This window comes from Aquimarina celericrescens, assembly GCF_042682765.1.
GTDB classification, from domain to species: Bacteria; Bacteroidota; Bacteroidia; order Flavobacteriales; family Flavobacteriaceae; genus Aquimarina; species Aquimarina celericrescens.
Genome location: NZ_JBHUHY010000033.1, coordinates 154,132 through 168,492 on the forward strand (window position 1 = coordinate 154,132; position 14,361 = coordinate 168,492).

The 14,361-nt window shown below is 33.4% G+C and carries 16 protein-coding genes; 7 read left to right on the top strand and 9 right to left on the bottom strand.

Going from position 1 to position 14,361, the window contains the following annotated elements:
* Nucleotides 1-41: 41 nt before the first annotated feature.
* A complete protein-coding gene (locus ACFSJT_RS19525; protein ID WP_378322027.1) occupies nucleotides 42-704 on the bottom strand; it encodes an ABC transporter ATP-binding protein in 663 nt (220 codons plus the stop codon).
* A 56-nt stretch (nucleotides 705-760) separates the two neighbouring features.
* Nucleotides 761-3,193, bottom strand: a complete 2,433-nt coding sequence (locus tag ACFSJT_RS19530; protein WP_378322028.1) for a DUF5916 domain-containing protein — start codon at nucleotides 3,191-3,193, stop codon at nucleotides 761-763.
* A gap of 145 nt (nucleotides 3,194-3,338) precedes the next feature.
* Here ACFSJT_RS19530 and msrA point away from each other — a divergent pair, with 145 nt between their 5' ends.
* From msrA to ACFSJT_RS19545, 3 genes are read left to right on the top strand one after another with little or no spacing between them, the layout of a single operon-like run.
* Nucleotides 3,339-3,896, top strand: a complete 558-nt coding sequence (msrA, locus tag ACFSJT_RS19535; protein WP_378322029.1) for a peptide-methionine (S)-S-oxide reductase MsrA — start codon at nucleotides 3,339-3,341, stop codon at nucleotides 3,894-3,896.
* A gap of 5 nt (nucleotides 3,897-3,901) precedes the next feature.
* Nucleotides 3,902-4,498 (top strand): GTP cyclohydrolase I FolE, encoded by a 597-nt coding sequence (gene folE, locus ACFSJT_RS19540; protein ID WP_378322030.1) that lies wholly within the window; start codon nucleotides 3,902-3,904, stop codon nucleotides 4,496-4,498.
* Between the two features lie 57 nt (nucleotides 4,499-4,555).
* Nucleotides 4,556-4,855, top strand: a complete 300-nt coding sequence (locus tag ACFSJT_RS19545; RefSeq protein ID WP_378322031.1) for a hypothetical protein — start codon at nucleotides 4,556-4,558, stop codon at nucleotides 4,853-4,855.
* Here the strand turns inward: ACFSJT_RS19545 and ACFSJT_RS19550 are convergent.
* The 6 genes from ACFSJT_RS19550 to ACFSJT_RS19575 all read right to left on the bottom strand — a co-directional run bounded on the left by ACFSJT_RS19550 (nucleotide 4,852) and on the right by ACFSJT_RS19575 (nucleotide 9,999).
* Nucleotides 4,852-5,373, bottom strand: a complete 522-nt coding sequence (locus ACFSJT_RS19550) for a DUF6787 family protein (RefSeq protein ID WP_378322032.1) — start codon at nucleotides 5,371-5,373, stop codon at nucleotides 4,852-4,854. The two genes, ACFSJT_RS19545 and ACFSJT_RS19550, sit on opposite strands and share 4 nt — an antisense overlap.
* Before the next feature lie 32 nt (nucleotides 5,374-5,405).
* Complete coding sequence (locus ACFSJT_RS19555) at nucleotides 5,406-5,834, bottom strand: DUF6146 family protein (RefSeq protein ID WP_378322033.1); 429 nt, start codon at nucleotides 5,832-5,834, stop codon at nucleotides 5,406-5,408.
* 86 nt (nucleotides 5,835-5,920) lie between these two features.
* The gene (locus tag ACFSJT_RS19560) at nucleotides 5,921-6,559 is read right to left on the bottom strand and encodes a DUF937 domain-containing protein (protein WP_378322034.1); all 639 of its coding nucleotides are present in this window, start codon (nucleotides 6,557-6,559) and stop codon (nucleotides 5,921-5,923) included.
* Nucleotides 6,560-6,736: 177 nt separating this feature from the next.
* Nucleotides 6,737-7,687, bottom strand: a complete 951-nt coding sequence (locus ACFSJT_RS19565; RefSeq protein WP_378322035.1) for a D-2-hydroxyacid dehydrogenase — start codon at nucleotides 7,685-7,687, stop codon at nucleotides 6,737-6,739.
* Nucleotides 7,688-7,746: 59 nt separating this feature from the next.
* The gene (serC, locus tag ACFSJT_RS19570) at nucleotides 7,747-8,811 is read right to left on the bottom strand and encodes a 3-phosphoserine/phosphohydroxythreonine transaminase (protein WP_378322036.1); all 1,065 of its coding nucleotides are present in this window, start codon (nucleotides 8,809-8,811) and stop codon (nucleotides 7,747-7,749) included.
* Between the two features lie 126 nt (nucleotides 8,812-8,937).
* Nucleotides 8,938-9,999, bottom strand: a complete 1,062-nt coding sequence (locus tag ACFSJT_RS19575; RefSeq protein ID WP_378322037.1) for an acyl-CoA reductase — start codon at nucleotides 9,997-9,999, stop codon at nucleotides 8,938-8,940.
* A 66-nt stretch (nucleotides 10,000-10,065) separates the two neighbouring features.
* Between ACFSJT_RS19575 and ACFSJT_RS19580 the strand changes: the two genes are divergently transcribed.
* The 4 genes from ACFSJT_RS19580 to ACFSJT_RS19595 all read left to right on the top strand — a co-directional run bounded on the left by ACFSJT_RS19580 (nucleotide 10,066) and on the right by ACFSJT_RS19595 (nucleotide 12,914).
* The gene (locus ACFSJT_RS19580) at nucleotides 10,066-10,416 is read left to right on the top strand and encodes a 4Fe-4S dicluster domain-containing protein (RefSeq protein WP_378322038.1); all 351 of its coding nucleotides are present in this window, start codon (nucleotides 10,066-10,068) and stop codon (nucleotides 10,414-10,416) included.
* 114 nt (nucleotides 10,417-10,530) lie between these two features.
* Entirely contained in the window at nucleotides 10,531-11,133 is a 603-nt protein-coding gene (locus ACFSJT_RS19585) for an outer membrane beta-barrel protein (protein WP_378322039.1), read from the top strand.
* Between the two features lie 103 nt (nucleotides 11,134-11,236).
* Nucleotides 11,237-12,106 carry an alpha/beta hydrolase gene (locus ACFSJT_RS19590; protein WP_378322040.1) on the top strand — a complete coding sequence of 290 codons (870 nt, stop codon included), beginning with the start codon at nucleotides 11,237-11,239 and terminating at the stop codon, nucleotides 12,104-12,106.
* Nucleotides 12,099-12,914, top strand: a complete 816-nt coding sequence (locus tag ACFSJT_RS19595; protein ID WP_378322041.1) for an alpha/beta hydrolase — start codon at nucleotides 12,099-12,101, stop codon at nucleotides 12,912-12,914. The genes ACFSJT_RS19590 and ACFSJT_RS19595 overlap by 8 nt, the downstream gene beginning before the upstream one ends.
* Nucleotides 12,915-12,940: 26 nt before the next feature.
* On the opposite strand, the gene ACFSJT_RS19600 is transcribed toward ACFSJT_RS19595, so the two are convergent.
* Entirely contained in the window at nucleotides 12,941-13,303 is a 363-nt protein-coding gene (locus tag ACFSJT_RS19600) for a hypothetical protein (RefSeq protein WP_378322042.1), read from the bottom strand.
* Nucleotides 13,304-14,361: the final 1,058 nt, after the last annotated feature.

Sequence of the window (14,361 nt, forward strand, 5' to 3'; positions counted from 1 at the left end):
ACCGTTTTTTAGCGGTCTTTTGTTCTTTAAGTGTAGATAATTTAACTTACAATTTTACCATCAACCATTACCAATTTTCTATCTGCCATATCGGCTAGTTCCCGATTATGAGTAACTATCACAAATGTTTGTCCAAACTCATCTCGAAGTTTAAAAAACAGTTTATGAAGATTTTCTGCAGCTTCACTATCCAAATTTCCAGAAGGCTCATCTGCAAAAATTACCTTAGGATTATTTATCAAAGCTCTGGCAACTGCTACACGTTGTTGCTCTCCACCGGATAATTCGTTGGGTTTATGGTCATATCGATGAGAGAGACCTAAGAAATCCAATAACTCTTTTGCTTTTTTTTCGGCTTCTACTTTGGGGGTCTTTTTTATAAATGCAGGAATGCATACATTTTCTAAAGCCGTGAATTCTGGTAATAATTGATGAAACTGAAAGATGAAACCTAGTTGTTCGTTTCTAAATTTTGAAAGCTGTTTTTGTGATAGGATATTAATATTGGATCCATTAATTGATAAGTTACTTTCTTTTATCTCGTTTGCTCTATCCAAAGTACCTAAAATTTGTAGCAACGTAGTTTTGCCAGCACCAGAAGCACCTACAATAGAAACGATTTCACCCTTTTTTATATGCAAATCTACACCTTTCAGCACGTGTAAATCACCATAATTTTTATGAATGTTGCTTGCTTTTATCATCTATTATCTTCAACTTAAAAGGGTGAAAGTAATCAATAACATTAATATCCCCAAGATTATCCTTTAGAAGAACGTTTTAAATTGTTGATATCTAAAAAATACACTACTCTTAATGATAGTGTATGTTGTATTGGCTGCTCAAATAGGTTATCAAGACTTTGAGTGTAATTAAGAGTAGATAACTCATCATCATTAAATATTTGATTTCGATAAAGAAGAGTAGCTTCACTTCCTGGTGCAAACCTCCAGCTAAAACTTACATCTAGATTCCAGATATTGAAGTTCGTGTTAGGGTTGTTTTCTGAGGTGTTATAATCTATTTGGGATCTAGATCCGTCATCGTTTAATATGTAAAATAAGTTGTTAGAATAGTCAGCTGTACTCCAGAAATTTCTGAAACGAAGGTTGATAGCTTTAAAAGGATCAAAATTGTAACTTGCGCTTATCGAGTTTTCTAAAGAAATTCTGTCTCGTTGTCCTAGAAAAACATCTGTTCCATCATCATCAATATAACCAAACTCTTCTCTGTTAAAATACTCAGATCGTAAGATTAGCAAAAATTTATTAGAAAAGCGATATCTAGGTGAGATCTCGACTCTATAAATTTTCTGAGGATCATCGAACCATTGTCTCGTTCCTACACTAACATCGTAAGCAAATTTTTTGCGATAATCTGAAGAAATAAAAGCTCTTCCTCCAAAACTAGAACTGAAAGTCACAAATCTACCATCAATTCGGGGTTCAAAATAATCCTTTTCTTCAGAATTAAAAGATCCTCTTGCACCAAATGCCAAACGTTCTCTGGTTACAAAAAAGGTATTAAACCCTAATTGATTTTGAGTTTGAACAGACGGATCGAGTAATCTTCTATGTCTTGCGAATAAATTAATACGATAATTGTTAAATATTCCTTTAGGTTCGAATATTTGATAAGATACATTTGCTCTAAAACTATTGTAGTTGTTTCTAAAGTTTACTCCAAGATCATTAATGTCAAACGTTTTATTGGCTAGGCTATGACCAAGACCAAACCTTATTTTTCCTTTTATTCTATCAAAATCAATATCTGAGGCAAATCCACCAATATTATCGTCTTTCAAATTCAGATAACTAGTGATGGCACGACCAGTAATTCTATACGCATTTGCTTTATTGGCTAAGTTCCACACTAACCCGGATACATTGGCATCCCGAAATTTACTTCCATTTCTAATTACACTTGTATTTATAAGAGATACAGAAGAATTTTTATTGAACTGCTGGTCAAGTACAAAAACATTATAATTGGTAAGAGGTTCTATCACGGCTTTTCTAGAATCACCATTAATTGTATCTGTGATGCTCACTTCAGTTTTTTCGGTAATTGCATTTAGAATGCCGACCCCTAGATTACCTTTGGTTCTTCCAGAAATCTTTAAAGCATTTAGTAAATTTATTTTTGAAGGTGTATCTTCGGCTTCTTCATTAATTCTAAGATCGTCATCAGATATTGATTCAGAAGGTCTTCCTCCAATCCTTCTTGAAAAGAATATATTTCCTTTATTAAATAATTCAGTACCTTCTGTAAAAAATTGTCTGTTTTCACCAAAGGTTTGTTCAAATGGACCTAGATTTAACTGCACTTCATCAAAAGCAGCTTGCCCAAAATCAGGTATTAACGTTGCATCCAACGTAAAACTATCACTTAATCCATATTTTACATCCATTCCTGCACTGAAATCGGTTTCAGTATTTCCATCTGTATTGGATACCAAACCCTGCAGAAACGGAAAGAAAGTAAGTCTAACAGGCGGATTAATATTTTCTACTCCTTTTACTATTCCATTATATTGTGTTTGCTGTCCTACTCGGTTGTCGATTAAATTCCAGGTATGTGTCTGATTGCGATTTTGAAGCCTGCGGTAAAAGTTTATACTCCAGTCCTGAATGGCTACCTCTGGAAAGCGAAGAGCATTATAAGGGATTTTAAATTCGGCGTACCAACCTTTATCATCAAAAGACGCTTGTGCAGCAAAAACTACATTGTAGCTAAAATCTTCGTTAAACTGATCGGCTCGAGCATCACCAATAGTACCTGCACTGGTGATAAAAAAACGAGTTTCATTAACGCCGTCATTATAAGTGTTTATAGCAATACTGAAAAAATCGGCTTGCACAAAAATGTTATCTCTTTGACTAAACTGTCGGAGCACTTTATCGGGTTGATCATCATATAAATACGCAGCAAAATAAACAGCCTTATTGTCATATGCCATTTTTACTTCAGATTGGATACTTTCGGGGACTATACCTTCATTACCTGGTTGCCACATCTGAAAATCACTATATGCCGGAAGATTTTTCCAAACATCATCATCTAAGATACCATCAATTTTTGGAGGAGTTTTAATTCTCTCTGCTATAATTTCCTTTTTTTCCTGGCTTATAACATTTGTAATGAACAGTATAGAAAATAAGATACTAATTTTGTAGCATAATTTTGTATCCATACATTCGTAATAAAAACCTTACTTTTTTTTGTCAATTGCAAAACTATGCTTTCATAGGAATTGTGGTACTAATGAAAAGTTAAAAAGAATTAAAAGCGCTTTCTATCTGCTTATTTTTGTTAAAAAATTAAGATTTTATAATGCTATGGAAAATAAAAATCTACAAACGGCGGTCTTTGCCGGAGGATGTTTTTGGTGTACAGAAGCTGTATTTCAACGACTAGAAGGAGTCATTAATGTTGTTTCGGGTTATACTGGAGGTGCAATTAAAAATCCAGCTTACAGAGAAATCACAACTGGAAGAACTGGGCATGCCGAGGCTATTAAGATCGAGTTTGAAGCTGATGTAATTAGTTTTAAAGAATTATTAGAAGTTTTTTTTGTGACTCATGATCCTACTACGTTAAATCGCCAAGGAGCTGATCGAGGTACCCAATATCGAAGCGCCATTTTTTATGTAACTGATGAACAGAAAAAAGTTGCAGACGAATTTATCGAACATCTTACCAATGAAAAAGTTTTTGATGATCCTATTGTTACCGAGGTTACTGAATTAGGGCCATTTTATAATGCAGAGGATTATCATCAAAATTATTATAACCAGAATAGTAGTCAGGGGTACTGCCAATTTGTTATAAATCCAAAACTTAGTAAATTAAATGCTACATTTAGAAATAAATTGAAAAAAGAAAAACAGAATTAATTGCTATGCCGTATACAAATTTTGAAGAATACAATATTGAAGTCGCAGATGGAGTGAAAGAAAAATTTAGATCTATAATTAAAGATCTGGGAGAAGACGTTACAAGAGAAGGAATACAAAAAACTCCTGAACGTGCGGCAAAAGCTATGATGTTTTTAACACAGGGATACCATCAGAATCCGGCAGAAATCCTTAAAAGTGCTATGTTTAAGGAAGATTATGATGATATGGTCATTGTTAAGGATATCGAATTATATTCGTTATGTGAGCATCATATGTTACCGTTTTTTGGTAAAGCTCATATAGCATATATACCGAATGGATATATTGTAGGATTGAGCAAATTACCAAGGATAGTGGATGTTTTTGCCAGAAGAATGCAAGTACAAGAACGATTAACACATGATATTTTAGAATGTATTAACAACACCTTAAGACCAAAAGGAGTAGCAGTGGTTATCGAAGCATCACATATGTGTATGATGATGCGTGGTGTACAAAAACAAAATTCAGTAACTACGACTTCGGGTTTTAGGGGTCAGTTCGAAAAGATTGAAACTCGTACAGAGTTTTTAAGATTAATTACAGCGAATTTAGGATGATTTTTTTTGGAATGCTCTTTGTTCTGTTTATTGTATATTAAACTCTAACTTTTGAATATGGCAAAAGATAAGTATAAAAAATTGGGATTAAGTTTACTTTTTGATGGTCTTGGCATGGTTACTTATATAATTCCAGGTATTGGTGAGTTTGGTGATATTCTTTGGGCTCCTCTATCAGGATGGTTAATGACCAGGATGTATAAAGGAAATGTAGGAAAAGCGGCTGGTGTTATTACATTCGTTGAAGAAGCACTACCTGGATTAGATATAATACCAACTTTTACATTAATGTGGTTATATACCTATGTGATTAAAAAAGAGAAAGTAAAAGATATTATTGATATCGATGTTTCCTAATTCTTAAAGAAGCGGGCAAACCCCAATCTACTTAGCATTTTCTTTTCGAAATTCCAGAAAAATTTAAATTGCCCAAAAAGCCATCCTACAATTAGTAGCAATACTTGGTATACTGGAAATATCAAGAAAATTCTTATCGGCCAATATATCCATCCGATCGTAGTTTCTCTAGAAAACCCTAGAAAAGAAATTATAGGATCTGATATGCGCGCAGCAGTCGATCCTGTTATTGCAAAAGCTATAAAAATAGCAATTAACTCCCATCGGTATGTAACATTCCATTTAGTTTCTAGAATCGAAAAAAGCTTTAAGGTAATGTATAGAAAAAGGTAAGTAACTAATATTGTTATCGCCGAAAGCAAACCAAAATAAGCAATATCAGTTTGGGCAAAACCTATGGCATTTAAAATATACTTACTAAATAAGTAACCCGAAAATAATAATCCTATCAATCCAGATACAGGAAATATTAGTTGCCAACTTGATTGTATCTCCCAGCGATCCATAAATCTTCTCATGGAGGCAAAAATACAATTAAAAAATGTTCAAATCAAAACCCTCGTCCACGACTAAATATAAATCTTTGATTAAACCGTTGTTCAAAAAACAGGAAATAGTGATATAATAAATAATTCACTTCGTATCCATAGTGAATGTTGGTATCATAATTTATTTGTTGAATATAGAGGTTTGGATCAAAACGTTGTGGTTGTAGAACGCGCTGATTGTATTCCATAACATAAAGTCTATTTCGATTTTCCAAAAATTGTTCACCGTAGAATCCTCTGGGTCTTTGAGTTACTAACCAGGCATTAAATCCTGGTTCGATAATAATAATCTCGTATTCTAAACTGTCATTGGCAATTCTTACTGTGTCTGAGGTACTGTTTACAGAAGATGTATCCATGTTTTTTTCTTGAGTAGACGCACAACTGATAATAAACATGGCAATAAAAGTAATGTATAAAAAAGTTTTCATGATTTTGTTTCCTTATTCCAACTTTTTTAAAATACAAAAAAGCCAAAGATAAGTCTTCGGCTTTAACCATTATTTATGATGATCTGTTATTTTCCAAAAAGTCCACCTAGCAAACCACCAAGACCACTTTTTTTCTTCCCACTACCACTCAACAGCATTCCGGCTACATCATCCAAAATACTTCCATCTCCGTCTGCATCGAGAAAAGATTCAATCAGAGATTGTTGTTTAGATCCTTTTTGTGCTCCCGACATTCCGCCTAAGAGACTTGACAATCCATTAGCATCACTCACATTGTTTTGTGAGGCTTGTTTTCCCAAAACTCCCATCAAAATTGGTGCGGCTACTTTCAAAATTTCACTCACCGATCCGGCATCCATTCCTGATTTTTGACTCAATGCGCGCTCTACTGCCGGTTTTTTACTGCCAAGAATATGTCCTAAAATTCCAGCCCCATCGTTAGTCACATTTTGATCTACACCACCTTCAAATAATCCACCCAGATCATCCAGAATTCCTCCAGAATGTTTGTTTGAAAGAGCATTTAATAATCCCGATGCACCTTCTGGAGTAGAGGCATTGCGTTGCATAGCACCCATGAGGACTGGCATTGCCATACTTAGTAAATCACCTGTTTTATTAGCTGGCTGTCCTGTTTGTGAACTCACACCGTTAACAATTTGTCTACCCATTGGGCTATTTAAAAGATCTAAAATTCCTGACATAGTTGTATGTTTTTATGTATATCTAAAATTACATTTTTTATGTTAACAATTTTAGATTTCACTTAGTTTTATGGATGAAAAAAGGATTAAAAGCATATTTGATCGTCAAATTACAAAAAACGCTGTTTCATATCTTGAAACAGCGTTTCGCTTTTAATTATAATTGTCTAAAGTATTTTATTTCAAAATCTTTATAATCTGTTCTGCTAATTCTTGACCAATACGATCCTGAGCTTCCCCGGTTGCAGCACCAATATGCGGGGTTAACGATATTTTATTGTTCATGAGTACTTTAATGGCTGGGCTAGGTTCATCTTCGAATACATCTAGTCCGGCAAAGCTTAATTTTTCATTTTCTAAGGCCTCGACTAATGCAACTTCATCGACTACACCACCGCGAGCAGCATTAATAATTCCTGCTCCATCTTTCATTTGCTCAATTTCAGATTTTCCGATCACATATTCTTTTTGTGCCGGAACGTGAAGTGTAAAGAAATCTGCATTTTTTAATACCTCTTCCTTAGAAATTGTTTTAATTTTAAAATTTAATGATTGTCCGTCAAAGAATTCCAAAGGAATATCAACTTCTTCAATGTATGGATCATAGGCGATAACATTCATCCCGACACCTATTGCAATTTTTGCAGTTGCCTGGCCAATTCGTCCTATACCAAGAACCCCTAAAGTTTTGCCTCTTAGTTCTACACCACCCCCGTAAGCTTTTTTTAGGTTTTTGAATTTACTATCACCTTCTAAAGGCATGTTACGATTCGCATCATGCAGGAAACGAACACTACCATATAAATGAGCAAAGACTAATTCTGCGACAGATCCAGAAGATGCTGCCGGAGTATTAATCACGTGTAATCCTTTTTCGCGAGCGTAGGCAACATCGATATTATCCATTCCCACACCACCACGACCAATGATTTTGAGAGAAGGGCAATTATCTATGATATCAGTTCTCACTTTTGTAGCACTGCGTACCAATAATACCGAAATTTCGTTTTCATTAATATAATCTACCAATTGATCTTGAGCAACAGTAGTTGTTAACACCTCGAATCCGTCTTTTTCCAAAGCGTCTATACCACTTTGAGACACTCCGTCGTTTGCTAATACTTTCATTATTAAATGTTAAGTTATAAATGTTAAGTTCTTATTTTACCAGTTCTTAACCATTTTTGTTATGCTTTTCTTTCTAAGTCACTCATTACATCTACCAGTGTGGCAACACTTTCTAAGGTCATAGCATTATACATACTTGCTCTATAACCACCAACACTACGATGCCCATTAACCCCATTAATTCCTGCTTCTGTACACATTGCATCAAAAGTCTCTTTTAGGTCTTCATTTATCAGGGTAAAGGTAGCATTCATGGTAGAGCGATCTTCTTTTACTGCAAACCCTTTGAACAAAGGATTTAGATCTACTTCAGAGTAAATCAATTTTGCTTTTTTCTCATTTCGCTCTTCAATAGCCTCAACGCCTCCAAATTTTTTAAGCCACTTAAGGGTGAGCATTGATGTATAAACAGCAAATACGGGCGGGGTGTTAAACATACTTCCTTTACTTATATGTACTTTGTAATCCAGCATAGAAGGAATTTGTCTTTCAATTTTGCCGAGAATATCTTCTTTTATGACCACCAAAGTAGTTCCTGCAGGTCCCATATTTTTTTGTGCGCCAGCATAAATTAAGCTGAATTTTGAAAAATCAAGTTGCCTAGAAAAAATATCACTACTCATATCACAGATCAAAGGTGCCTCTGAAACAGGAAAATCTTTGATTTGAGTTCCAAAAATGGTGTTATTACTTGTACAGTGTATATAATCTAAGTTTTTGGGAATTGTATAACCTTTTGGGATATAATTGAAATTTGCATCTTTTGAAGAAGCAATCTCAACTACTTCTCCAAAAAGCTTTGCTTCTTTTATAGCTTTATCACTCCAGCTACCGGTGTTGATATATCCTGCCTTTGATTGCAATAAATTATATGCTACTGAAAGGAATTGCATACTCGCTCCACCTTGCAGAAAGAGTGCTTTATATCCTTTACCCTCTAATCCTAATAATTCTAAAGCCAGACTACGGGCTTCTTCCATAACATCAACAAAATCTTTACTGCGATGAGAAATTTCAATAATAGAGAGACCGGAGTCATTATAATTTAAAATAGCTTCTGACGCTTCTTTAAATACTTCTTGTGGTAAAATACAGGGTCCAGCGCTAAAATTGTGCTTTTTCATCGGTGATTTTTGTTATTATTAATTGTTCCGGTTTCTACGTCATTTTCCACCTAATTACAAGGAGAAAAAAACACCACAAAGGTGCTAATAATCTTATACAAAAGCATTATCAAAATGATAAATTATTTAATTAATTTTTGTCAAAAACTCAATAATATCTACACCATCTGCATAATCTGAAAGTGAAGGGCTTTGGGTTTGACCAAAATCAATACTTTTTTCGTTAAAATTATCGCCAACAATACATTGAATTTTTTCTTTATCGTTTTCTAACTTTTGCAATAGTTCTTCTTTTGTTTGATAAGTTTCATAAAATAGTGTCGCTATGGGAGAACTATAACTTTGATCTTCTTTTAATATCAAAAAACCATTTTCAAGAAGCTTAAAATTACTCATTAAATAAACAGCCTTGTTGTAATCATAGTTGTTGGCGTATTTGGCACTTTTCATGATGTCACTATAGTCATATATAGCTTTAAAAAATGTATCAAAATCGTAATCTTTAGGAATTAGTAATTTCGAAACATTTCTACATCCCAAACCGTAGTATTTAAATATATCTTGACCTAGCGAATAAAGTTGCTCGGTTGTTTCAGTACCAGTTAATATGGCTACAGAATTTCTATTCTTTCGTATTATGTTAGGCACCTTTCCAAAATAATATTCAAAATATCTGGCAGTATTATCGCTTCCTGTAGCAATTATGGCATCAAAATTTGTAAATTTTTCTGTAGTAAATGTTATTTTTTCTTCAAATTTTGGTTCTACTGCGATAAGGTAAGAAGCCAGAAAGGGCAGTAACTGATTATCGTCCGAAGACTGTTTCACAATAATTTTATGTCCAGAAATTAGAACTGACAGAAAATCGTGAAATCCAACCAATGGAATGTTTCCCGCCATAATTACACCAACAGTTCTAGGTGACATTTTTTCTAGCTTGTAAGAAGAAACCCATTCATTTAAACAATCATTGTCAAGAGCTTCACTCCATTCATTCAATGCGAAAAGTACATTTTCTTTTGTAAACCATCCATTGTGATGTACTGCAGTATCAATCTTTAACACCATTTTATCAAAAAAATCATCATTCAATAATACTGTGGTAACTTTCTCATAACCAGATGTTTTAAATTGTCTAATAAAGTTTCCTAGTTCTGCAAAAGCACTAATTCGATCATTTAATAACATTCCTTATTTGTTTATCACTAGTTTACGAGTTATTTTTGTTTTGCAAATTTAGAATAAAAAAGAGCTATGGCAATTATTATAACAGATGAATGTATAAACTGCGGTGCTTGTGAACCAGAATGTCCAAACACTGCAATTTATGAAGGAGCAGATGATTGGAGGTATTCTGATGGTACTGATCTGGAAGGAGATGTGGTTTTACCTGGTGGAAAGGCTGTTAATGCAGACGAAGCACAAGAACCTGTAAGTGATGAGATCTATTACATCGTACCGGACAAATGTACAGAGTGTAAAGGTTTTCATGAAGAACCGCAGTGTGCGGCAGTATGCCCTGTAGATTGTTGTGTTCCTGATGACGATGTTGTGGAGACAGAAGAGTTTCTACTTCAGAAACAGTCTTTTATGCATAAAGAATAACATTTTTATATTGAATATGAACAAAAACCTGTCAATTGACAGGTTTTTTTATGGTCGTTTTTTAAATTTTAGTATTTTCGTTATCGATTTAACCTCAAATCTAAACATGATATTATGAAAAAAATAGTATTCTTTCTATTATTCACAGCTTTTTCACTTACAAGTTATGCTCAATATCGCTGGGAAGTTTCTGCTGGTGCTACTTTTTCTGATCTGAATCTGGATAATGTAGAAACTGAACGAGGAACTGGATTTTTTATCAATGCTGGATATGGCTATGTAATGGGAGTAAGGGCAAAAACGAGTATTGTTTTCTCATTAGACCTTTTGCAACGTAAAAGTGAAATTGAAAATATTGGAGATCTCGACATTCTTCAAGTAGGGATCACACCTAAATTTAGATATTTATTTGGTGCAGGAAAGGATAGGTTCAGAGCTTTTATAAATGCCGGACCTTCATTTAGAATAAATGCCAATGTTGAGATAGCTAATGAAGAATTAGATTCTGAGGCTTATGAGAATGTAGTTATTGGTGGTGTATACGGAGCTGGTTTCTCGCAAATGATAGGGGAAATGTTTGACGTAATGGTCGAAGTAGGGGCTATGAATGATTTTGTAGATAACTTCAATGATGAGTTTATAACCGGTGGTAGTAAGTTTTTTGATTTCTATGCAAGAGTAGGAATTCGATTCAGAATCTATGATGCAAGACGATAAAACATTGTAAATAATGTAATTAAGATCCTGCTAGGGCAGGATTTTTTTATGCAATGATTTTAATTTTTCGTAAATTAGTTATCTTACAACAAGGGATAACAACATGCCAAACTGGGGATACACCGCGATTATTGTTTTTGCAATATATATTATTGTAAGTGTAGCTTTGTACTATTTGCAAGAGTATTTCATTTTTAAACCTGAGAAATTAGATAAGGATTTTGAGTTTCATTACAAAAATCAGGTGGTAGAAGAGTATAATCTCGAAACAAGAGATGGAGCTATCTTAAATGGTCTTCATTTTATAGTCGAAAATCCTAAAGGAGTGGTACTGTATCTCAAAGGAAATTCTAAAAGTATAAAAGGTTGGGGGAAATTTGCAGTTGATTTTACTAGGCATGGATATGATGTATTCATGATTGATTATAGGGGATTTGGTAAAAGCACCGGAAGACGCTCATTTAAAGCTATTAAAAGAGATTTACAATTTGTCTACAATAGAATCAAAGATAAAGTAGATGAAAAACATATTATTTTATACGGAAGATCAATGGGATCAGGCTTTGCGGCAAAACTTGCTTCTATTAATAATCCCAGAATGTTAATTATGGATGCTCCTTATTATAGTCTTAGTAAGGTAGCGGGTAAATTTATTCCTTTTATGCCAGTGTCTTTGATCATGCGCTATCCTATTCCGACTTATAAATGGCTTAAATATGTAAATTGTCCAATTCATATTATCCATGGTACACATGATAAGTTAATTCCTTTTAAATCAAGTATTAAATTATCTAAGATTCGACCTAAACTTACCCGCTTGTACACGGTAATCGGAGGAGGACATAAAAACCTCAATAATTTTGAGTCCTATCATAAGATGTTGGGAGAAATCATTAATTCTAAAATGAAACGTTTAAATCTTTCTGACACCAGTATTGGAGTTATACATGCTGAAAAAAAGGTAAATGCCTAGAATACTAAAGAAAATAATAGGATTTAGCATTTTTGGCATTTTGTTCTACAGTATTATTATAGTAATTCTTTATTTTTTTCAAGAAAATATTCTTTTTCAACCAGAAGAATTACCAGATGATTATACATTTCAATTTGATCATCCTTTTGAAGAATTTTTTCTGGAAACTGACGAAGGAGTATGTTTAAATGCGATTCACTTTAAAAATAATAACCCTAAAGGCATTATTTTATACTTTCATGGTAATAGAGGAAGTCTAAGGAGATGGGGAGAGGTCGTCTTGTTCTTTGCCAAAAAGCAATACGATGTTGTCGTAATGGATTATAGAAGTTATGGAAAAAGTGCAGGAGAGATTACTGAGAAAAAATTGTATAGTGATGCGCAATTATTTTATAATCATATTTTGAAACAGTATCCTGAAGATCAAATTACGGTATATGGTAGATCAATCGGAACGGGAATTGCAACCAAAATAGCTGCAGACAATCAGCCTTGCAATTTGATATTAGAAACCCCTTACTATAATATTAAGGATATTGTAGAAAGTTGGTTACCTCATATTCCTACCAACGCACTATTGCGATTTAAAATACCTTCTGGATCATTTATTAAGAATGTAACTTGTACTGTCACCATATATCATGGTACTGATGATGGGGTAGTACCTTACCAAACAGGAGAACGTCTATACAAAAGTATTCCAACAAAAAATAAACAAATGATTACCATTCCCGAGGGATCTCATAACGATCTGATAGAATTTGAAGGATACTTAAATACCATTGATAAAATTCTTGAAAACAACTAATCTCAAAAAAATTAAGTTTTAATATATTAATATGCCATTAGAGCGTCTCTATACTCTCTTAAATCAGATATATTTGTTTTATTCTTAACACTTTTGGTTAGAGCAATTAAATACTTAAGACTTTCTACAGGGTCTGAAGCATTATTATTAGACGTCTCAGAAGAATCGTCAACGGGTTCGTCATCTGGGATGGGTATTAGAAAAGAGTTGTTTTCTTCAAGGTGCTCATAGGTAAATCTTAAAACCTTTACCACAAGTGGAATTTGTTCTTCTAAAGCATACTCTCTTAATTTCTTTAAATCTTCTACTAATGCATCTGTATTAATACCTTTTTTATCAAGGTCTTCCAGAATTTTATCGATTAATTTGATGGCCTTTTTATTTTCCAAAGGAGTAAAATTATATGATGGTTAATTAATGATCAGTGCAAATTTAATTTTTTCCAGAATTATCACCCCATGAAATAGTATTATTTATTTGAACATTGCATTTTTTTTTAATCCATGATGATTTAACAAAGCTGATCAATTTATTTTAAATAATTGATTTTCAATATTTTAAAGTAGTTTACCTGAACAAATACTAGTATTCCGGCTAAAGTTTGAGGTAAAACCGTAACCACATATACTACAATCCTCTTTATCTTTGAAGAGTATTCCAATTACAATTTTTCCCTTACTTTTTTTGTTTTCCCCAACACTTACCTCCTTAATCCTAAGGAGGTAAGTTCTTCTATATACCTATATGTTTTAAAATAAAGTTTGTGTTCTATGATCTTCTTCTTCTTAAATTGAACAACAATTATATTATTTAGAGGGAATTCAATATCTGATCTTTTTCCCTCAAGGAAAGCCATATTGTATAATTAGGCAGTCTAATCCAAACGTTCATACACCTGAAACTAAATTATAAATAGATAACCATTAGAAACCTATTTGCACCAAGCATTCCCCAAAAAGTGTCGTTGCGCTTTTGAAAAAGTATAGCAACAAGCGTTGTATGTGATAAAGCATGAAGCGATTCTCATTTGTAAATCAAGTGTTTGAAACGTTCCCCCATTTTCAGGAGTATATTTCAAAAACTATTCATTCATTTTAAACAGTAACGGATATCTGGTGTTGTAAGGACAATAAGTACCTCCAAGTTAATTTTCTCACCAGTTTTCGGTTAAGAAATAGACATATGTTTTTCTTGGAAAGACAAAAAATAGATTGGTGTGATGGTGATTCTCGATAACAGACTTAATGATTTTTTTTAGAACATTTTTCATCTGCCAAAAGGTTTTATTGTTTTATCCCACAAAAGTCTCTCACTACTATCGTAACTGCGACTCAAAAATAAACAAGAGAGGCTGTCTAAAAAGGCAGCTTCTTTTTTTTTTTGATAAGATTTGTGTTGTTTGTATTTTTAGATATGAAACGCACACAAGTCTGGAAGACCAACCATC